Origin of the sequence: Pseudomonas sp. PAMC 25886, assembly GCF_000242655.1 — a bacterium.
Lineage (GTDB): Bacteria > Pseudomonadota > Gammaproteobacteria > Pseudomonadales > Pseudomonadaceae > Aquipseudomonas.
The window spans coordinates 132,293-152,229 of the sequence record NZ_AHHC01000007.1 but is presented as its reverse complement, the minus strand read 5'-3'; the positions used below and the strand labels follow the sequence as shown (position 1 = coordinate 152,229).

Below are 19,937 nucleotides of genomic sequence, written 5' to 3'. Positions count from 1 at the left end.
TTCGTTACATTGTCGTAATTGGCACATCAAATCTCGAATTCCGACTGCAAAGCAGCCCTCACGCAGTACAAAACGCCTTCGGGAACCCGACCGGTAAACAGTGGTGAGATCTCGGAAACAGGTGGCAATTCGCCTTCTCCGTCGAGAAATGCATCCTGGATTTCTCCGAGCAAATCTTCCGGCAAATCAAGGGCCTGCTCCAACGACAACTGCTGCTTGCCGATGGACTCGGCGAGCAAGGTGTAGACGTTCTTTTCCGAGCATTGCAGTTGCCCGGCGATCTGGATCGGGGTCATGCCGGCGCGGGCCAGGCTGATCAGCTCGTGGCGAATGTCGGCGACCTCTTTTGGCGCCTCGACCTGCCCGCCGAGCACCTCGAGGAAGGCCTGGCCATAACGCTCCAGCTTGCGCGCGCCGACGCCGCTGACCCTGGCCATTTCGCCCAGGGTGGTGGGATGCTCGCGGAGCATTTCCAGCAAGGTGGAGTCGGGAAAGATGACGTAAGGCGGAACGCTGTGTTCCTGCGCGAGCTTCTTACGCAGCGCGCGCAAGGCTTCCCACTGTTCGCGCTCTTCGAAGCGCACCAGTTGGCTGGCCTGGCTGGTGCTGCTCTTGGCGGTGGTTTGCGGCTTGAGGTCGCGGCGCAGCTCCAGGCTGACTTCGCCCTTGAGCAACGGCCGGCAACTGTCGTTCAGGCGCAGGCCGCCGTAGCCGTCCAGGTCGATATCCACCAGCCCACGGGCGACCATCTGCCGGAACAGCGAGCGCCACTCGCCTTCGGCGCGGGCCTTGCCGACGCCGTAGACCGAGAGTTTTTCATGGCCGAAGCTGCGGATCTTTTCGTTGTCCTTGCCCAGCAACACATCCACCAGATGGCCGACGCCATAGCGCTGGCCGGTGCGGTAGATCGCCGACAACGCCTGGCGCGCAGGCTCGGTGGCGTCCCAGGTCTGTACGCCGTCCACGCAGTTGTCGCAGTGGCCGCAAGGCTCGGGCATGTCTTCGTCGAAGTACGCGAGCAGGGTCTGGCGACGGCAGCGGGTTTCTTCGCACAACGACAACATCGCGTCGAGCTTGTGCTGTTCCAGGCGCTTGTGGCGCTCGTCGCCTTCGGAGTTCTGCAGCATCTGCTTGAGCATCACCACGTCCTGCAGGCCGTAGACCATCCAGGCATCCGCCGGCAGGCCGTCACGGCCGGCACGCCCGGTTTCCTGGTAGTACGCCTCGAGGGATTTGGGCAGGTCCATGTGGGCCACGAAGCGCACGTTGGATTTGTCGATGCCCATGCCGAACGCGATGGTGGCGACCATGATCAGGCCTTCCTCGTTGAGGAAGCGCTTCTGGTGGAACGCACGCAGTTCATTGGGCAGCCCGGCGTGATACGGCAGCGCCGGGTAGCCTTGTTCACTGAGGAACGCGGCGACCTCGTCGACCTTCTTGCGCGACAGGCAATAGACAATGCCGGCATCGCTGCGTCGATCGGAGAGGAACGCCAGCAACTGCTTGCGCGGCTGTTCCTTGGGCACGATGCGGTAAAAAATATTGGGACGGTCGAAGCTCGACAGAAAACGCTCGGCGTCGTGCAGGTGCAGGCGCTCGACGATTTCTTCGCGGGTGCGTTTGTCGGCCGTGGCCGTCAGGGCAATACGCGGGACGTTGGGGAACAACTCCGCCAGTTGGCCGAGCTGCAGGTATTCGCGACGGAAATCGTGGCCCCATTGGGACACGCAGTGGGCTTCGTCGATGGCGAACAGGGCGATTTCCAGGCTCTGCAGGAACGCCAGCATCCGCGGCTGCACCAGGCGCTCGGGCGCCAGGTAAAGCATCTTCACTTCGCCGCGCTTGATCCGGGCGGCGAGGTCGCGCTGCTGTTCGGCGCTGAGGGTGGAGTTCAGCGAAGCGGCAGCCACACCGAGTTCTTCCAGGGTGGCCACCTGATCGTCCATCAGGGCGATCAACGGCGATACCACCACCGCGAGCCCGTCACGCAGCAAGGCCGGCACCTGGAAACACAGCGACTTGCCGCCGCCGGTAGGCATCAGTACCAGGGCGTCGCCACCGTTGGCCACGCGCTCAATGATCGCACCCTGGCGGCCACGAAAACTGTCGTAGCCGAAGATGTCCTTGAGGACGCGTTGAGCCTGCTCGAGCATGAAAAACTCCAAATATCGCCGAAATCCCTCTGTACAGGCTGGTCGAAAAAGCACGCTTGGTCGGGAAATAATCCGTAAGCGAACTTTTCCCGCGCCAGGCGCTTGGCCTGCAGGGGCATCACAAAACGCGGCAGTATACCCGAGCGTTACCCGGCAAAGGGTGCCGTTGGTGAATTGCCGCCGGGCTCAAATACCTCTCAAATCTGTGCTGCGGCTGGCCTGGGCGCTCAAGAAAGCCTAGAATTGCCCATCGTTTATTCCCAAGGTAGTCCGTCAATGTCCTTCGCTGAGCAACTAACCCGCCTGCAAGCCTTCCTCGATGCCGATGAGCTGCACGACGAGGCGCTGGACTACGTGGCCGCCCACGGCTATCTGACCGCGCTGTCGATCTGCTCCGACGTCGTGCCCGACCGTGAATGGATCGACGCACTGTTCTCCGAAGAGCCTCACTACCGTGATGCCGCCGAGCGCGAAGAAATCGAATCCACCCTGCTCGCCCTCAAGGCTCACATTGGCCGCCAACTGGCGTCCGATGAAGAGTTTGAACTGCCTTGCGACCTGGACCTGGGCGAAGAGCCGGACGACTCCGAACTGCGCGGCTGGTGCATCGGCTTCATGGAAGGCGTATTCCTGCGGGAAGAGGCCTGGTTCGAGACGGCTGAAGAAGAAGTCAGCGAAATGCTGCTGCCGATCATGGTCGGTTCGGGCCTGTTCGACGAGCAACCCGAGTTCTCCGACATCGCCGCCGACGCCAACCTGATGGACGACATGATCGTTCAGATCCCGGAAGCGCTGACCGCGCTGTACCTGCTGTGCAACGCACCTGACGAAAAGCCGGCGATTCTCAAGCCTCGCCACCACTAAGACCGTTGCCCGTGGCGCCCATGGGCAACCGTTCTGTGATCACGCGCTACGTTCTGCTGGCCATCGGCTGGTTGAGCGTGGCGCTCGGGGTCATCGGCATCTTCCTGCCGGTACTGCCCACTACACCCTTCCTTCTGCTGGCTGCCGCCTGCTTCGCCCGTAGCTCCCCGCGCTTCTACCAATGGCTGGTGGAACACCCGCGCCTGGGGCCGTGGATCCGTGACTATCTGGATGGCAACGGGATTCCGCTCAAGGCCAAGGTGTATGCCATTGGGTTGATGTGGGTGAGTATCGGGTTTTCCTGCTACCTGGTGCCGCTGGTCTGGGCTCGGGGGTTCATGCTGACCAGTGCGGTGCTGGTGACGGTTTATATTTTGCGGCAGAAGACGTTGCCCAAGCGTTGAAGGTGTGGTGAAGGGCTTGTCTGTGGCGAGGGGGCTTGTCCCCCGTTGGAGTGCGCAGCGCTCCCGTTATTCTTGGGGCCGCTGCGCAGCCCAACGGGGGGACAAGCCCCCTCACCACAAAAGCCCTACCCAGCCAACAATCTCGGAGTTAGCGCATTGGCGGCAAGCCATACGCCGCCAGGTCAAAATCCGCCAACTTGCGAATAATCTGGTCGGCATGGTGATACTTGCTGTCCGCCATCGCCTCATCCGGCACCGCAATCGCGGTCATGTGCGCCGCCTTGGCGGCCGTCACGCCAAACGGCGAGTCCTCAAACACCAGGCAATCCTCGGGTGCCACACCCAACCGGCGCGCCGCCGTGAGGAAGATATCCGGCGCAGGCTTGGCGGCCCCCACTTCCGGGTCATCCGCCGTCACGATGGTGTCGAACAGCCCAAACCACTCGCGGTGCAACGTGGTCTTGTGGCCAAACGAGTTGCGCGACGAGCTGGTGCCCACGGCGATCGGAATGTTATGCGCCTTCAAGTGCCGCACCAGCGCCTCAGCGCCCGGCATGCCCAGGGCCTTGGGGAAACGCTCGCTCATCAGCGGCTCGCGGATCACCAGAAATTCTGCGGGCGTAATCGGCAGGTCGAGCGCCTTGACCACGTAGTCGGCCAGGTCCTGGGCGCCGCGACCAATGATGTGCTGCTTGATCCCCCAGTCATAGGTGCGCCCGTAACGTTCGGCGATGATCTGTGTGACTTCGGTGTAGATGCCTTCTGTGTCCAGCAACAACCCGTCCATATCGAAAATCACAGCCTTGATCGGGACAGCGGTACGCGGTGCATTCATCACTACAGATCCGTGGGCAAAGAACTAAAAGGATTCAGCACAATAACGGCCCGCCTTGCCTGCAAGCAACCGTTACGAACTTGTGCCGAACCCTGTCAGCGCTTCACTCAGGAAAATCAGCGCCCTCGGTCACATCCGCCCACGCGTCAAAATCCGCACTCAACGCCTTCACCTTGATCCGCGCAAAGTTCAGCGCAGCCTTGCCCAACAACAGGCGCAATGGCGGCTGCTCAGCCTCCACCGCCTTGACGATGGCAATCGCCGCGCGCACCGGGTCACCCGGCTGCTTGCCGCTGTAGCTGCGAACCATGTTGGCCCGGGCCACGGCCGTTTCCTTATAGTCGGCAATCCCGTGGGCCGCCTCGTTGGCCGAACGCCCGGCCCAGTCGGTACGGAACGGGCCCGGCTCGACCAGCAACACCTTGATGCCCAACGGCGCGACTTCCTGGGACAACGCCTCGGAAAGCCCCTCGACCGCAAACTTGGTAGCGTTGTAGAAACTCAACGACGGGAACGCCGCTACACCGCCCACCGAGGAGATGTTCACGATGCTGCCCGAACGCCGGGCACGCATGCCCGGCAAAGCCGCGCGGGTCATGGCGCTCAAGCCCCACACGTTGATTTCGAACATGTTGCGCACATCATCCAGGTCGCTTTCTTCGAAGGAGCCGAAATAGCCGACACCGGCGTTGTTGACCAGCACGTCGATATGCCCGAAGCGCGCTTCAGCCGCTTTCACGGCGGCGTCGACCTGGGCCTGGTCGGTCACGTCCAGCGTCAGCACCAAGGCGTTGTCTTCGTGACCGGCGACGATGTCCTGCACCTGTTGCGGATTACGCGCGGTGACCACGGTCGGGTAGCCGAGGCTCAAGGTATGCAACGCCAACTGGCGGCCGAAACCGGTGGAGCAGCCAGTGATGAACCAGACAGGTTTTGCGGTGGAAGTCGTCATGAAGGGCCAATCCTCGTGTGTGTAGGAAAAGTATGCGCGCCGCTGTTCTTGCTAAAAAGATGCATAATCCGCAAGGCCCTTTCGGAAATACCACACAATGGACACGCCCGATTTCCAGCAATTACGCCTGTTTTTGCAGGTCGCCCGCTCGAAAAGCTTCACCCAGGCGGCCGACGCCAACAGCCTCTCGGTGTCGACCGTCAGCCATCGCGTGCGTGCCCTGGAAAAACAACTGGGCGTGCAACTGCTCAACCGCACCACCCGCAGTGTCAGCGTGACCGAGGCAGGCGAACAGTTGATCCAGAAGATCACCCCGCTGCTGGAAGAACTGCAAACCAGCCTGCACAGCGTAGCGGCGGCCACCGTCGACGCTGCCGGCACCTTGCGCCTGAACATTCCCTCCACCGCCAGCCGAATGGTCCTGCAACCATTGCTCCAGCGCTTCCTGCGCAAATACCCGGGCATCAACCTGGAAGTGGCGGTGGACAACAGCCTGGTGGACATCGTCGCCCAGGGCTTTGACGCGGGCATCCGCTACGACCACGTGCTGGCCGAAGACATGGTGGTGGTGCCGGTGGCGACGCAACTGCGATTCGTCATCGTCGCCACGCCGGAGTATTTGCAGGGGCGCAAGCTGCCGACTCATCCCCACGATTTGCTGGAGCATGAGTGCGTCAACTACCGCAGCGCGCAGACCGGCTCACTGCACCGCTGGGACTTTGAAAAAGCCGGCAAGCAAATGCGGGTGACGGTAAAAGGCCGGCTGGCGACCAATGACGTGGAGTTGATGGTGCGCGGTGCGCTGGACGGGTTTGGCTTCGCCTACGTGGCGCGCTCCAGCGTCGAGCAGTACCTGCAACGCGGTGAGTTGGTGGAGGTATTGGACGACTGGATTGCCCACAGCGCGCTGTATTTGTATTACTTCAACCGTACGAACACACCGAAGAAACTGCGGGTGTTCATTGAGTTCCTGAAGGAAGAATTCGGGACCTGATCCATTCAAAAAGCGAACCCCATCATGCTCTACCGTTTTGCCGCCGACGGCCTGGTGCTGTTTCACCTGTTGTTCATTCTGTTCGTGCTGTTCGGCGGCTTGCTCGCCCTCAAATGGCGACCGGTCATGTGGCTGCATTTGCCTGCCGCCGCGTGGGGCGTTGCCGTTGAAGTGTTCCATCTGCCCTGCCCGCTGACTCGCTGGGAAAATCTGTTTCGTCATTTGGCCGGGCAAGACGGTTATGGCGGCGGCTTTATCGAGCATTACATCCTGACCCTGATCTACCCGGCCGGGCTGACGCCGCAGATCCAGCTGGGGCTGGGCGCGCTGGTGCTGCTGATCAATATCGCGGTGTATGTGCGGCTGATCAGGCGCGCCTAGGCAAGCAGCCCATACCCACCAATGTCGCCTCAACCGCCTCGTCCAAAGGCGTGTGCGGTTCGCTGCCCAATATCTGTACGAGGCGGCGGTTGTCCATGCGCACCTCGGTTTGCCACAGGTAGCGCATTTCCTGCATCTCGCGGAAGGTGGTGACAAAGGGCGCGGCCAGTTTCAGCAGCCACCACGGGAAAGTACGTACAGAAGGCTGCTGGCCGGTCCTGCGTGACACCACCCGCTGAATCGCCTGGCTCATCTGCCGGCCATCGGCGTCAATATGCCCCGCCATATGAAAACGGGCGAAGGCCTCCAGGGTGTCGCGGCGTGCGATCAGCTCGACCACGGTGCTCGCCACGTCAGGCAGGTAGGCCCACTGATGCCCCACGCCTGGCGCGCCTGGATAACTCACGCTGGCCACCGGTTTTGCGGGTTTGATCAACCCTTGGGAGAACCAGCTGCTGCCGGCCTTGGCACCGAAGAAATCGCCGGCGCGCACGATCAATACCCGGGCGCCACGCTCGGTGGCCTCCCGCAAACGCTGTTCCATCTCCACCCGGATCGCGCCCTTGCGGGTGAGTGGATGCTGGGGTGAATCCTCCTCCAGCCGCGCAAATGCGTCGGGGCCGTAGTTATAAACCGTGCCTGGCAAAACAATCATTGCCCCTTCAGCGATTGCCGCGGCGATGCTGTTGTCGATCATCGGCAACACCAGCTCCGCCCAACGCTGGTAGCCGGGCGGGTTGACGGCATGCACGATCACCGAACAGCCCTTCGCCGCCGCAACCACTTCCTCACGGTTCAGGGCATCACCTTTTATCCAGGTGAAATCGGCGTTCTGGGTGTGGGCCTTATCCACATCCCTCGTCAGCGCACATACCTGCCAGCCGGCAGCAAACAACTGCCGCGCCACTTCGCCACCAATCCCGCCTGTCGCACCCAACACCAGAACCTTGTTCATGCTTTTTCCCCTTGGGGTTGTTTGATGAGGCGATTCTGTTCGCCGGCGGGCTATAGAGGAATTGCCGAAGATCATCCAGACGCTATACATTTATGCATGGCATCGACTATTGGTTGGGAGCTTTACCGGTCATTCCTCGGGGTACTCAAGGAAGGATCGCTGTCGGGGGCCGCACGGCAGCTCGGCATTACGCAGCCCACCGTTGGGCGGCACATCGCTGCGCTGGAGAAATCCCTGAACGCGGTGCTGTTCACCCGCTCCGCCAGCGGCCTGCTGCCCACCGCCGTCGCCCTCACCCTGCGCACCCACGCCGAAACCATGGAAACCACGGCCGCCGCCCTCGAGCGCGCCGCCTCGCCCCAAGGCCCCGAAGTGCGTGGCGTGGTGCGGGTGTCGGCCAGCGAAGTGATCGGCGTGGAAGTGCTGCCGCCGATCATCACCCGCCTGCGTCAACAGCACCCGCACCTCAAGGTCGAACTGGTGCTGAGCAACCGCCTGCTGGACCTGCTGCAACTGGAAGCCGACATCGCCGTGCGAATGGTCCGACCCAGCCAGGAACAACTGCTGGCGAAACGCATCGGCGTGATCGAAGTCGGCCTGCACGCACGTAACGACTACCTGCAACAACACGGCACGCCCCAGAGCCTGAACGACCTCACCACCCATTCAGTCATCGGCTACGACCAGGAAAGCGCTTTCATCCGCAGCCTGGCCGTCAAAGGGTTCGAGCGCAGCGCGTTTTCACTCAGCAGCGACAGCGACCTCGCACAACTGGCCCTGATCCGCGCCGGCGCCGGCATCGGCGGCTGCCAGGTCAAACTGGCCCGGCAAGACGCCCGCCTGAGCCGGGTCCTGCCGGACGCATTCGCCCTCCAGCTCGACACCTGGGTCACCATGCACGAAGACCTGCGCAACAGCCCGCGCTGCCGCGTCACCTTTGATGCCCTGGTGGCCGGTTTGCAGCATTACGTACAGGATTGAGACAGCTTCGCTGGTGAAGAATCAGAGTCCCTCAAACCCTTCATAGACGCCCCCATGTCCGAAGCCTTCGAAGTCCCCAGCCCCCACGAAAAACACGTCGAACACGCCACCGAACATGCCCACAGGCAGGGCGACAATTTCGCCAGCCGCATCGCCGTGATGACCGCCATCATGGCCACCGTCGGCGCCATGCTCAGCTACCAGGCCGGCTCCACCGAAAGCGAAGCGGCGATGGACAAAAACAACGCCGCCATCTTCAAGACCGAAGCCGCCAACCAATGGAACTACTACCAGGCCAAATCCAGCCGGCAGAACCTTGCGGAGCTGGCGACGCATATCCCAGGCGTCGACGCCAAGCACTACACCGACGAGATCGAGCGTTATAAAACCCAGAAGGAAGACGTGCGCAAAAAAGCCGAAAAGCTTGAAGCCACCTCGAAAGAATGGGATGAAAAGTCAGAGCAGGCGCTGCATCAGCATCACCGCTGGGCGCAGGCAATGACCGCGATTCAGATCGCGATTTCGCTGGCGGCGATTACCTTGCTGACAAGGAAGGAATGGTTGAAGCGCATGGCGTATACCGCCGGTGGTGTGAGTGTGGTGTTGGGTGGGATGGCCTGGCTGCATATTTAAGTTCCATCATGCCATCGCTATATAGTAAAACGCATAACGCCTGACACTATAAAGCCGAGGAAAAGCCGGTGACCGCACAATCATCCAAGGAAGCTGTGGGCGTCGCCTACAGCATCGACTCAATGCGCTACGCCCAGGCCATGACCTGGCGCGCCATCGAAGCGCTGTCCAAACTCATCCGCCCCGGCATGCTCGAATCCGAAGCCCGCGAACTCGGCAAAAAAGTCCTCGCCGACCTCGACATGCAGCGCATCTGGCACCCGCTGCTGGTGCGCTTTGGCGCCAACACCCTCAAAACGTTCAAGGAACGCTCCGACGGCGACCCGGCGCTGGGGGAAAACGACATCTACTTCATCGACATGGGCGCCGTGTGGCAAGGCCATGAAGGTGATGCCGGGGCGACCTTCAGCACCGGCAACAACCCCGAGATGGCCGCGTGCGCGAGCGCGGCGAAAGAGTTGTTCGACCGGGTTGAGCAGCGCTGGAAGAACGACAAAGTCGTCGGCCTGGAGCTGTATCGTTTTGCCGAAGAGCAAGCAAAGGAAATGGGTTGGGTGCTGAACCTGGACATCAAAGGGCATCGCGTCAGCGATTTCCCCCATGCGATTTACCGTGGCGGTGATCTTGGGGATTTTGACCAGTATCCGAATGAAGGGCTGTGGATTCTTGAGATACAGATTGCGCACCCGAGCGGAGCTTATGGTGCGTTTTACGAAGATTTGCTGGCTTAACTTTTCAAGGAATAAAGATGGAACGCTCGACCGAATTTCCCGTGCTGTTGTTTTCCTACGGCACGTTGCAGGACAAGGCCGTTCAACTGTCCAACTTTGGGCGGGAGCTGGCGGGTCAGCAGGATGCGATGCTGGGGTACTCGAAAAGCTGGGTGGAGATTACGGATCCTGAGGTGTTGGCGGCCAGTGGCAAGTCCCATCATCCGATCGTTGCGCCGAGCGGGCGGAATGAGGACAGTGTTGAGGGGATGGTGTTTCAGATCACCGAGCAGGAACTGGCGGCGGCGGATGCGTATGAGGTGTCGGACTATAAGCGGGTTTCGGTGGGGTTGGCTTCGGGGTTGACGGCTTGGGTGTATGTGCAGGCTTAAGGGGGTGCAGCTCGTCAACCGGAGTGATTTCCTACAGATCAATCGGAAGGCATGCCCTGCCGGGCTTGTGAGGTGAGGCATATAGTTCGCCGGTCGCTCTCATAGCGACTCGGGTTTGGCGACTCGACTACAAATTGGCAGAGGCCACCCGGCTAAGTTTGCGGGATGCCCCTACGCGCAATAAGCTGCTCGATGGTAGCTGTGCGTGGGAGACCTTCGGGTCTGCCGGTTTTCCGATTTGTCCGGTTCGCCAACCTGCGTACAGCTGCCACCCTTTTGTTTGGTAACAAATGCGTGGCAGCTCTCCTTAAGCAAACGGAGATTCACGCATGAACCAGTACATGGCCCTCACCAGCAACGATTGCGAGACACCTGCCCTTTTTGTAGATACCACTGCGCCGCTGGACGTTTTGCTGGACGCTGCTGGATATCGAATTCGTGCTGTTACTCAAGTTCTCGAAAATCTGGCACTGCGTGCGGAAATCAGCAGCGATACGGTTGTGCTTAGTGACTTTTCGCTGCTGTGTTCGATTCCGTTGCGCGATGGTTGTGATTTGCTCGATGTTATAGGGCGACGTATGGCTACGCAGTGCTCCTAAACCCATTGGCTTAATTTTCCCTGGCACAACCACCTATTCAAACCCCAGAAACCACAAAACCCCTGATTTCTCTCGAAACCAGGGGTTTTATTTACATCGAATTTGGCGGTGAAGGAGAGATTCGAACTCTCGATACAATTTCTTGTATACACACTTTCCAGGCGTGCTCCTTAAGCCACTCGGACACTTCACCGTATCTCGTCAAACTGATTCAGTCTGTCGAGGCGCGCTAATGTAGTCGAAAGCTTTTCCGATGGCAAAGGTTTTTTTCAGAATTTTCATGCGCTTAGGCGGTTATGCCGTTCCAGCCCTCTGCGGCGCCATGCACACCACGGCGATTCTGCCATTCTCGGGCACTCGCGGCGCTTGTCTATAGTAGCTGCTGCGCCCTGCCGAAGGCTGCCTGCGGGTGGGCATGCGGGAAAAGTCTGACTGGGTAGTCAGTCACGGCGCTTTACCAGGGCGGGCGCGGTGGGTAACGTCTGCCGTCTGTCCTTCTATTACAAGCATTACAAGGAATCGCGTCATGAGTGAGTTGATTGCCTACCACCTCGAAGACGGTATCGCGACCCTGACCCTGAGCAACGGCAAGGTGAATGCCATTTCGCCGGCAGTGGTCAGTGCGTTTAATCAAGCGCTGGATCAGGCCGAGAAGGATCGGGCGGTGGTGATCATCACGGGCACGCCGGGGATTTTGTCCGGTGGCTATGATTTGAAGGTGATGACCGCCGGCCCTAAAGAAGCGGTGAGTCTGGTAACGTCGGGTTCCACCCTCGCCCGCCGCCTGTTGTCGCACCCGTTCCCGGTGATCGTGGCGTGCCCAGGGCACGCGGTGGCCAAGGGTGCGTTCCTGTTGCTGTCGGCGGATTACCGGATTGGTGTGGACGGGCCGTTCAGCATTGGCCTGAATGAAGTGATGATCGGCATGACCATGCACCACGCCGGGATCGAGCTGGCGCGGGATCGTCTGCGCAAGTCGGCGTTCCACCGTTCGGTGATCAATGCCGAGATGTTTAACCCGCAGGACGCATTGGGCGCCGGGTTCCTGGACAAGGTGGTCGCACCGGAAGACTTGCAGGCCGCAGCGCTGGAGGCAGCTCGCCAGTTGAAGAAGATCAATATGAACGCCCACAAGCACACCAAACTGAAGGTGCGTAAGGCGCTGCTGGAAGCCCTGGATGACGCGATCATTCAGGATCAGGGTCACTTGGGTTAATCAAACCTGCGCCGCCTGAATCGAAGCCCGACCTTGAGTCGGGCTTTTTCTTACAAAGAATTCCGGATTGCCTACAACCGCTCTAGACAGTGTCTGTCACGTCTTGTTGAAACATGCGCTTAAACATCGCCTATCTCCTGACTCTATAGGGGCAATTGCCGAATACAGTGCACATCCGTACACTGCGCCACCTTTTGTCCCGATGGGCTGTGTCGATGCTTTTTTTGTTACGCATGTTGTTGATGGGCCTGCATTTTATGATTGCGGGCGTGCTGGGCGTGCTGCTGGGGATCTGTCGGCCGTTCAATCCGGACAACAGCCGTTACTGTGCGCGCCTGTATGCCGTGCCGGCGATGTGGCTGTTGCGCCTGCGGGTGAAGGCTGATGTCGACTCGCTGCGCAACAAACCCAGCAGTTGCGTGATCATTGCCAACCATCAGTCCAACTATGACCTGTTTGTGTTCGGCACCGTGGTGCCGTACCGCACGGTGTGTATCGGCAAGAAGAGCCTGAAGTGGGTGCCGTTGTTCGGCCAGTTGTTCTGGCTGGCGGGCAATGTGTTGATCGACCGGGGCAACGCGCACAAGGCCCGGCGCTCGATGCTGACCACCACCCACACGTTGCAACACGCAGACACCTCGATCTGGGTGTTCCCCGAAGGCACGCGTAACTTCGGTGAGACGTTGCTGCCGTTCAAGAAGGGCGCGTTCCAGATGGCAATCGCCGCAGGCGTGCCGATTGTGCAGGTGTGTGTCAGCACCTATGTGAAGCAGATGAAGCTCAACCGCTGGAACAGTGGCGATATTCTGATTCGCTCGTTGCCGCCGATTCCTACGAAGGGGCTGACGATGGATGACATGCCGCTGTTAATGCAGACCTGCCGCGAGCAAATGCGCGACTGCATCGAGGCGATGGATCGCGAGTTGCAAACCACACCTGCAATCACGGCTGAACCCCGCCGAATTTGCTGACTCTGATTGGGCAGGGCAGGCTAAGCTGCCTGACAGTTGTCATCTGCCATTCAAGAAGAAGCGATCAGCACTATGGGTAGAGTTGTTGCGGCCGTCGTCTATAGCGCCGGAAAGAAAGTCACCGATATCACCCTCGACGAAGGCGCCGCCTGGGCCGCCAAGCCCGACCACTTTGTATGGATCGGCCTGGAAGAGCCCAGCGCCCTGGAACTGGCCAACCTGCAGCGCCAGTTCAACCTGCACGAACTGGCCATCGAAGATGCCCTGGAAAAACACAGCCGGCCCAAGCTTGAAACCTTCGGCGATGCGCTGTTTATCGTGACCTATTCGCCGGTGCGCGATAACGGCAAGCTGGAGTTTATCGAGACCCATATCTTTGCCGGCAACGGCTACATCATCACTGCCCGCAACGGCCATTCGGCGTCCTACGGCTATGTGCGCCAGCGCTGTGAGGCGCGGCCACTGCTGCTGGAGCATGGGGAAGATTTCGTACTCTATGCACTGCTGGATTTCGTCACCGAGAACTACCAGCCCGTGAGCGAGGCGATTCATGCCGAGGTCGATGAGTTGGAGCGCAATGTGCTGTGCAACTCCCTGAATGAACATGACATCCAAAAACTCCACGGCCTGCGCCGCGATGTGCTGCGGCTGAAGCGTTATGTAGCGCCGATGGTGGAAATCAGTCAGGAGCTGCAGAAGCTGAGTTTTCCGTTTATTGACAAGAACATGCGTCCGTACTTTCGCGACGTGCAGATTCACGTCACCCGGCAGATGGAAGACCTGACCACCCTGCGGGATATCGCCAGCCAGACCATCGAGATTGGGGTGTTGCTGGAAGCCCAGCGCCAAAGCGTGGTGCAGCGCAAGTTTGCCGCGTGGGCGGCGATTCTGGCGTTCCCGACGGCGGTGGCCGGGATTTACGGGATGAACTTCCAGAACATGCCGGAGCTGCAATGGCACTACGGCTATTTTGCGGTGCTGGGGTTTATTGCGGTGGGGTGTTCGGGGTTGTGGGCCAGTTTCAAGCGCTCAGGCTGGCTGTAAAACTCTCTTCAATGTGCAGAAGATCAAACGGTGGGAGCTGGCTTGCCTGCGATCGCATCACCTGGGTTTTACTGAAAAACCGAGGTGTCTGCATCGCAGGCAAGCCAGCTCCTACATTATTGTGCGTCAAGCCGCGCCGGCTTCTGGTTTGTGCGCCACAAACCGCATCATCCATTCCGCCACGGTGACGCCGTGGTGGTCTCGTTCCAGGCTGGCCACGCCATTGGTGTAGACCTTTTCCCCCAGGGTTGTCTGAAGAATCTCCAGCAACTCGCGGGAATAGTCGTGGATAAATTCCGGGTGGCCCTGGAAGCACAGCACCTGGTCTTCGATGTGGTACGCCGCAAACGGGCAGAACTCGCTGGAAGCGATCACCGTGGCGTTTTCCGGCAAGGTGGTGACCTGATCCTGATGGCTGATCAACAGCGTCAGTTCTTCCACCACCGGGCTCATCCACGGGGCCTTGGCGTTCAGTTTGTAGTCATGGATGCCCATGCCCCAGCCTTTGGTCGCCCGCTCGGTCTTGCCGCCCAGCAGCAGTGCCAGCAACTGATGGCCGAAGCAGATGCCGATCAGCTTGTCGCCGCGTGCATGGCGGTCCAGCAGGTAGGTCTTGAGGGTCTGGATCCATGGATCGGTGCCAAAGGAGTCGGCCTTGCTGCCCGTCACCAGGTAGGCGTCGAACACTTCGTCATCCGCCGGGTATTCACCCTGCACCACGTTATAGACGACGAACTCGGCGGCAATCGGCTGCTTGGAGAACAGGCGCTTGAACATCTGCCCGTACCCTTGGTACTGATCGATCAGCCCGGGACGCAGGATATCGGTTTCCAGGATGCACACGCGTAACGACATAAAAAATACCTGACACGGCGATGGGAATAATGAACACCCCCAGAGCCTGCCTTGAAATACCCTTCCAAGGCAAGCCCCGCACATGCCCAAACCCGTCAGAAGGTCGCGTTCTGTGCAGCGTTCTCCAACAACAGCGCCGGAGGCGTGAAGCGCTCACCGTATTGCTCGGCCAGGTAACGCGCCCGGGCGATGAAATCGTTCAGGCCGTACTGGTTGATGAACTGCAGCGCCCCGCCGCTCCAGGCGGCAAAGCCGATACCGAAGATCGAGCCGACGTTGGCATCGGCCGTCGACATCAATACGCCCTCCTCCACACAACGCACGGTTTCGATGGCCTGAATAAACAGTAGACGGTCGCGCACGTCCTGCGCCGAGATCCGTTGGCCGGGCTTTTCAAAGCGGCTTTTCAGCTCCGGCCACAGGTGTTTCTGCCCGCCCGCCGGATAATCGTAGAAGCCACCCCCCGCCGCCTTGCCCGGACGCTTGTATTCGTTGAGCAACAGGTCGATTACGGCAAACGCCGGATGCTGAGGTAACGGCTTGCCCTCGGCCTGAAGGTCCTTGGCCGTCTGCTGGCGGATATGGCTCATCAGGCTGAGGGAAACTTCGTCAGAGACCGCCAGCGGCCCCACCGGCATGCCGGCCTTGCGCGCCTCGGTCTCGATCATCGGCGCGGCCACGCCTTCGCCGAGCATGGCGATGCCTTCGTTGGTGAAGGTGCCGAACACCCGCGAGGTGAAGAAGCCGCGGCTGTCGTTGACCACGATCGGGGTTTTCTTGATTTGCAGTACGAAATCAAAACCCCGAGCCAGGGTTTCGTCGCTGGTGCGGGCGCCCTTGATGATTTCCACCAGGGGCATCTTGTCCACCGGGCTGAAGAAGTGCAGGCCGATAAACTTGCCCTGGTCGGGTACCGCCGTGGCCAGGCCGCTGATGGGCAAGGTGGAGGTGTTGGAGGCGATCACCGCTTCGGCACCCACCACACTGTGTGCGGCAGCCGAAACCCTGGCCTTGAGCTCACGGTCTTCGAACACGGCTTCGATGATCAGGTCGCAGCCAGCAAGATCGGCATCGGATTCGGTAGGAACAATCCGCGCGAGGATGGTCTCCCGCTGCTCAGCGGTCAATTGCCCACGGCCGACCTTCTTGTCCAGTAACCCTGCCGAGTGGGCCTTGCCCTTCTCCGCCGCCGCCAGGTTGACGTCCTTGAGCACCACCTCAACGCCTGCCGAGGCGCTGACGTAGGCAATGCCGGCGCCCATCATCCCGGCGCCGAGCACGCCGACCTTGCGTGTCACATACGGTGCAAAGCCCTTGGGCCGTGAGCTGCCGGCGTTGATTTCATTGAGTTGGAACCAGAAGGTGCCGATCATGTTTTTCGCCACTTGCCCGGTGACCAGCTCGGTGAAGTAGCGGGTCTCGATCAGGTGCGCGGTGTCGAAATCCACCTGGGCGCCTTCCACGGCGGCACACAGGATTTTCTCCGGGGCCGGGAAGCAGCCGTTGGTTTTGGCGCGCAGTATCGAGGGTGCAATGGCGAGCATTTGCGCGACTTTCGGGTTGGACGGTGTGCCGCCAGGGATCTGATAACCCTTGATGTCCCAACGCTGTTTCGCCTCCGGATTGGCCAGGATCCACGCCCGGGACTTGGCCAGCAGCTCGTCGCGGTCGGCCGCCAGCTCGTCAATCAACCCGGCTTGCAGCGCCTGCTGCGGCGTAATCTTTTTACCTTCCAGCAAGTAGGGCAAGGCCTTTTCCAGCCCCAGCATACGCACCATGCGCACCACACCGCCGCCGCCCGGCAACAGGCCAAGGGTGACTTCCGGCAGGCCGATTTGTACCGATTTATGATCCAGCGCCACGCGGTGCTGGCACGCCAGGCAAATCTCCCACCCACCGCCCAGCGCCGCACCATTGATGGCGGCCACCACCGGTTTGCCGAGGGTTTCCAGGGTGCGCAGTTGCGCCTTGAGCAGCAACACGCTGTCGTAGAAATCCTTGGCGTGGGGCTTGTCGACCTTGATCAATTCATTGAGGTCACCGCCGGCAAAGAAGGTCTTTTTTGCCGAGGTGATGATCACACCGGCAATCGAATCCTTCTCGGCGGCCAGCCGGGCGACGGTGGCCGCCATGGCCTCGCGGTACACCCCGTTCATGGTGTTGGCGCTCTGGCCGGGCATGTCGATGGTCAGCACCACAATCTGGTCCTGGCCTTTTTCGTAACGAATGGCGTCGGTCATGATGGGTTCCTTAGGCTCAGAGGCGTTCGATGATGGTGGCGATACCCATGCCGCCGCCGACACACAGGGTGGCCAGGCCATACCGCTGCTGGCGCACCTCCAGTTCGTCGAGCAACGTGCCGAGAATCGCGCAACCCGTGGCGCCCAGCGGGTGGCCCATGGCGATGGAGCCGCCGTTGACGTTGACCCGGGTGGCGTCAATGCCCATGTCCTTGATGAACTTGAGCACCACCGAGGCAAACGCTTCGTTGACCTCGAACAGGTCGATGTCTTCCACTCGCAGGCCCGCCTTGGCCAGGGCCTTGCGGGTGGCCGGCGCCGGGCCGGTGAGCATGATGGTGGGTTCGGTGCTGGTGACCGCCGTGGCGACGATCCGCGCCCGGGGTTGCAGGCCGAGCTCACGGCCCTTGGCTTCGGAGCCGATCAGCATCAACGCCGCACCGTCGACGATCCCGGAACTGTTGCCCGGTGTGTGCACATGGTTGATGCGCTCGACGTGGCTGTAGACCCGCAAGGCCGTGGCGTCGAAGCCCATCTGGCCCATCATTTCGAAGCTGGGCTTGAGTTTGCCGAGGCCTTCCAGGGTGGAGTCGGCGCGGATGAACTCATCCTGATCCAGCAGCACGATGCCGTTCTGGTCCTGCACCGCGATCAGCGACTTGTTGAAGGAACCGTCTGATCTGGCCCGTGCCGCTTTCTGCTGGGAGTGCAGGGCAAAGGCATCGACGTCGTGACGGGTGAAGCCTTCCAGCGTCGCGATCAGGTCGGCGCCGATGCCCTGCGGCGTGAAGTGGCTGTGCATATTGGTTTGCGGGTCAAGCACCCAGGCGCCGCCGTCGCTGCCCATGGGCACACGGGACATGGATTCGACACCGCCCACCACGACGAGGTCTTCAAACCCGGAACGCACTTTCATCGCGCCGAGGTTCACGGCCTCCAGGCCCGAGGCGCAAAAACGGTTGATCTGCACACCGGCGACGCTGACGTCCCAGTCCGCCACCAGGGCGGCGGTCTTGGCGATGTCAGCGCCCTGGTCGCCAATCGGTGTGACGCAGCCGAGGACGATGTCATCCACTTGCCGCGTGTCGAGGCCGGTGCGCTGTTGCAGCGCCGTCAGCAACCCGGCCACCAGGTTTACTGGTTTGACGCTGTGCAAGGCGCCATCAGCCTTGCCTTTGCCCCGGGGCGTGCGTATCGCATCAAAGATCAAAGCTTGGGTCATGATGTCCTCGAATGACTGCGCAACGAATCGTGCCCTTACCTTAGGCGCCGGGGCGCCGGATTCAATGACCGAACCGCTCATTGACCTTGACGCTCACGCTCAGACGAACGGTAGGAAGCTACGGGAATCGGTTGATTAATCGTTTTAGCTGTCTAGCCGGAGGGCTGGCGTCTGGCTGGCAATTGGCCTCATGCGTTTTTAATAAGTTTTTCGCATTGAATGAGATGAAATGGATCTAAGCCATGTAGAACGAGGGCTCTAAGGTTGAATCTGTAGGAGAGGTAAAGGGTTGCTGCCGGGTTTTGCTGGAGCACCTGTAGGAACTGTAAGAAAAGAGTCATGCAGCACCGTCATAGTTAAATCGACCGGCACGCATTTGACGCTCAGGAATAACAACAAAAGGCAGTCAGCCATGTTCAAGCATTCGAAAGTACGGCAGGCGGGACTTATTCTTTTCGCCACCACCCTGATTCTGATCTTGCCCAATCTAACCAAGGTTATTGGGTGACCACTCGCACTCCACATTCTGCGCATACACAGCGCCAGGATCGCAGCCTTTGGCAGCGCCTTTCGGGATATTGCGCATAGCGATCCCGTCAGGAGCTGCCGTTTTGCGCGCCGAAATTTTGTGATTTTACGGTATCGTGAGCTCCACCGCCTTTCCCGATATGTGGTCCTTCCTTGAAACAGATCATCGCCCTCCTGACCCTGCTGCTGGCCCTGCCGACGAACGCCGCGCAATTGACCGTCGAGCTGGATCACGCCAGCAAAACCTGGGAAACAACCGAACTGCTCAAGCGCCCGGATGTGCAGACGGTGCAGGTCGTTGATGACGTTTCCTACAAGCGCAACATGACCTATCGCGCGGTGCCGCTGGCGGCGCTGTTGCCGGGCATCAAGCCGGAAAATCATCTGCAGGCGGTGGCCCTCGACGGCTTTGCCGCTGAACTGACGGCGGCGCCGCTGCTGTCAAAAAGCGGTGCACGGGCATGGTTGGCCGTGGAAGATCCGGCGCATCCATGGCCGCCGCTGGCAGACGGCAAACCCAGCGCCGGGCCTTTTTATCTGGTGTGGACGGACCCGCAGGCGGGAAATATCAGCCCTGAGCAATGGCCGTTTCAGATCTCCGGGATCAAGCAGTTGAAGACAGTTGCGGAGCGCTTTCCAGCGTTACTGCCGGACCCGAAGCTGGCGGCGAATGACCCGGTAAATCAAGGTTTCGCGCTGTTCCAGAAGAACTGCCTGGCGTGTCATCGCCTGAACGGTGCCGGCGATGCGCAAGTGGGGCCGGACCTGAATATTCCTTACAACCCCACCGAATATTTCGCCGGGGATTTCCTCAAGCGCTACATCCGCGACCCGCAAAGCATGCGGCATTGGCCGCAGGCGAAGATGCCGGCGTTTGCTGCCAGTGTGCTGCCGGATGCGGACCTGGACCTGCTGGTGGGGTATTTGAAGCATATGGCAGGCAGAAAGCAGCCTTAAGGCTCCGGCAAACCTGTGGCGAGGGAGCTTGCTCCCGCTGGGCTGCGCAGC

20 protein-coding genes and 1 tRNA gene are annotated in these 19,937 nt (G+C 60.3%); 13 read left to right on the top strand and 8 right to left on the bottom strand.

From position 1 onward, the window contains the following. Positions 1 to 26: 26 nt before the first annotated feature. Positions 27 to 2,153: a DNA helicase RecQ gene (gene recQ, locus MUM_RS0100990; RefSeq protein WP_010166005.1), complete on the bottom strand. Its 2,127-nt coding sequence runs from the start codon at positions 2,151 to 2,153 to the stop codon at positions 27 to 29. Positions 2,154 to 2,429: 276 nt separating this feature from the next. Between recQ and MUM_RS0100985 the strand changes: the two genes are divergently transcribed. Beyond that, on the top strand, positions 2,430 to 3,017 hold the full coding sequence (locus tag MUM_RS0100985; RefSeq protein WP_010166002.1) for a UPF0149 family protein: 588 nt from the start codon (positions 2,430 to 2,432) through the stop codon (positions 3,015 to 3,017). 20 nt (positions 3,018 to 3,037) lie between these two features. After that, positions 3,038 to 3,421 (top strand): YbaN family protein, encoded by a 384-nt coding sequence (locus MUM_RS0100980; RefSeq protein WP_010165999.1) that lies wholly within the window; start codon positions 3,038 to 3,040, stop codon positions 3,419 to 3,421. A 148-nt stretch (positions 3,422 to 3,569) separates the two neighbouring features. Here the strand turns inward: MUM_RS0100980 and MUM_RS0100975 are convergent, their stop codons facing one another. Both MUM_RS0100975 and MUM_RS0100970 read right to left on the bottom strand, forming a co-directional pair. Then, a complete protein-coding gene (locus tag MUM_RS0100975; protein WP_004371166.1) occupies positions 3,570 to 4,256 on the bottom strand; it encodes an HAD-IA family hydrolase in 687 nt (228 codons plus the stop codon). A 103-nt stretch (positions 4,257 to 4,359) separates the two neighbouring features. Then, on the bottom strand, positions 4,360 to 5,208 hold the full coding sequence (locus MUM_RS0100970; protein WP_010165996.1) for an oxidoreductase: 849 nt from the start codon (positions 5,206 to 5,208) through the stop codon (positions 4,360 to 4,362). A gap of 97 nt (positions 5,209 to 5,305) precedes the next feature. Here MUM_RS0100970 and MUM_RS0100965 point away from each other — a divergent pair, with 97 nt between their 5' ends. Continuing rightward, positions 5,306 to 6,202: a LysR family transcriptional regulator gene (locus tag MUM_RS0100965; protein ID WP_010165995.1), complete on the top strand. Its 897-nt coding sequence runs from the start codon at positions 5,306 to 5,308 to the stop codon at positions 6,200 to 6,202. 24 nt (positions 6,203 to 6,226) lie between these two features. Continuing rightward, positions 6,227 to 6,583 (top strand): DUF2784 domain-containing protein, encoded by a 357-nt coding sequence (locus MUM_RS0100960; RefSeq protein WP_010165993.1) that lies wholly within the window; start codon positions 6,227 to 6,229, stop codon positions 6,581 to 6,583. On the opposite strand, the gene MUM_RS0100955 is transcribed toward MUM_RS0100960, so the two are convergent. Then, positions 6,570 to 7,538 (bottom strand): SDR family oxidoreductase, encoded by a 969-nt coding sequence (locus tag MUM_RS0100955; protein ID WP_010165991.1) that lies wholly within the window; start codon positions 7,536 to 7,538, stop codon positions 6,570 to 6,572. The genes MUM_RS0100960 and MUM_RS0100955 overlap by 14 nt on opposite strands. 96 nt (positions 7,539 to 7,634) lie before the next feature. On the opposite strand from MUM_RS0100955, the gene MUM_RS0100950 reads away from it, so the two are divergent. The 5 genes from MUM_RS0100950 (at position 7,635) to MUM_RS0100930 (ending at position 10,853) form a co-directional block, all read left to right on the top strand. Further along, complete coding sequence (locus MUM_RS0100950; RefSeq protein WP_029615723.1) at positions 7,635 to 8,519, top strand: LysR family transcriptional regulator; 885 nt, start codon at positions 7,635 to 7,637, stop codon at positions 8,517 to 8,519. Between the two features lie 54 nt (positions 8,520 to 8,573). After that, complete coding sequence (locus MUM_RS0100945) at positions 8,574 to 9,152, top strand: DUF4337 domain-containing protein (protein WP_010165986.1); 579 nt, start codon at positions 8,574 to 8,576, stop codon at positions 9,150 to 9,152. 68 nt (positions 9,153 to 9,220) lie between these two features. Beyond that, positions 9,221 to 9,883: a M24 family metallopeptidase gene (locus MUM_RS0100940; protein ID WP_010165984.1), complete on the top strand. Its 663-nt coding sequence runs from the start codon at positions 9,221 to 9,223 to the stop codon at positions 9,881 to 9,883. Positions 9,884 to 9,900: 17 nt separating this feature from the next. Next, positions 9,901 to 10,254 (top strand): gamma-glutamylcyclotransferase family protein, encoded by a 354-nt coding sequence (locus MUM_RS0100935; protein ID WP_010165982.1) that lies wholly within the window; start codon positions 9,901 to 9,903, stop codon positions 10,252 to 10,254. A gap of 329 nt (positions 10,255 to 10,583) precedes the next feature. Continuing rightward, positions 10,584 to 10,853 carry a hypothetical protein gene (locus MUM_RS0100930; RefSeq protein WP_004371186.1) on the top strand — a complete coding sequence of 90 codons (270 nt, stop codon included), beginning with the start codon at positions 10,584 to 10,586 and terminating at the stop codon, positions 10,851 to 10,853. Between the two features lie 103 nt (positions 10,854 to 10,956). Here the strand turns inward: MUM_RS0100930 and MUM_RS0100925 are convergent. Further along, positions 10,957 to 11,046, bottom strand: a tRNA-Ser gene (locus tag MUM_RS0100925). Between the two features lie 333 nt (positions 11,047 to 11,379). Between MUM_RS0100925 and MUM_RS0100920 the strand changes: the two genes are divergently transcribed. From MUM_RS0100920 to MUM_RS0100910, 3 genes are all read left to right on the top strand, one after another. Next, the gene (locus MUM_RS0100920) at positions 11,380 to 12,069 is read left to right on the top strand and encodes a crotonase/enoyl-CoA hydratase family protein (protein ID WP_010165978.1); all 690 of its coding nucleotides are present in this window, start codon (positions 11,380 to 11,382) and stop codon (positions 12,067 to 12,069) included. 215 nt (positions 12,070 to 12,284) lie between these two features. Continuing rightward, the gene (locus tag MUM_RS0100915; protein WP_010165976.1) at positions 12,285 to 13,040 is read left to right on the top strand and encodes a lysophospholipid acyltransferase family protein; all 756 of its coding nucleotides are present in this window, start codon (positions 12,285 to 12,287) and stop codon (positions 13,038 to 13,040) included. Positions 13,041 to 13,112: 72 nt separating this feature from the next. Then, positions 13,113 to 14,084, top strand: a complete 972-nt coding sequence (locus MUM_RS0100910) for a magnesium and cobalt transport protein CorA (RefSeq protein WP_010165974.1) — start codon at positions 13,113 to 13,115, stop codon at positions 14,082 to 14,084. A gap of 126 nt (positions 14,085 to 14,210) precedes the next feature. On the opposite strand, the gene MUM_RS0100905 is transcribed toward MUM_RS0100910, so the two are convergent. From MUM_RS0100905 to MUM_RS0100895, 3 genes are all read right to left on the bottom strand, one after another. After that, the gene (locus MUM_RS0100905) at positions 14,211 to 14,939 is read right to left on the bottom strand and encodes an amidotransferase (protein ID WP_010165973.1); all 729 of its coding nucleotides are present in this window, start codon (positions 14,937 to 14,939) and stop codon (positions 14,211 to 14,213) included. Between the two features lie 95 nt (positions 14,940 to 15,034). Beyond that, entirely contained in the window at positions 15,035 to 17,179 is a 2,145-nt protein-coding gene (locus MUM_RS0100900) for a 3-hydroxyacyl-CoA dehydrogenase NAD-binding domain-containing protein (protein WP_010165971.1), read from the bottom strand. A 16-nt stretch (positions 17,180 to 17,195) separates the two neighbouring features. After that, on the bottom strand, positions 17,196 to 18,401 hold the full coding sequence (locus MUM_RS0100895) for an acetyl-CoA C-acetyltransferase (protein WP_010165970.1): 1,206 nt from the start codon (positions 18,399 to 18,401) through the stop codon (positions 17,196 to 17,198). Between the two features lie 681 nt (positions 18,402 to 19,082). On the opposite strand from MUM_RS0100895, the gene MUM_RS0100885 reads away from it, so the two are divergent. Continuing rightward, positions 19,083 to 19,886 carry a c-type cytochrome gene (locus MUM_RS0100885; protein ID WP_010165968.1) on the top strand — a complete coding sequence of 268 codons (804 nt, stop codon included), beginning with the start codon at positions 19,083 to 19,085 and terminating at the stop codon, positions 19,884 to 19,886. Positions 19,887 to 19,937: the final 51 nt, after the last annotated feature.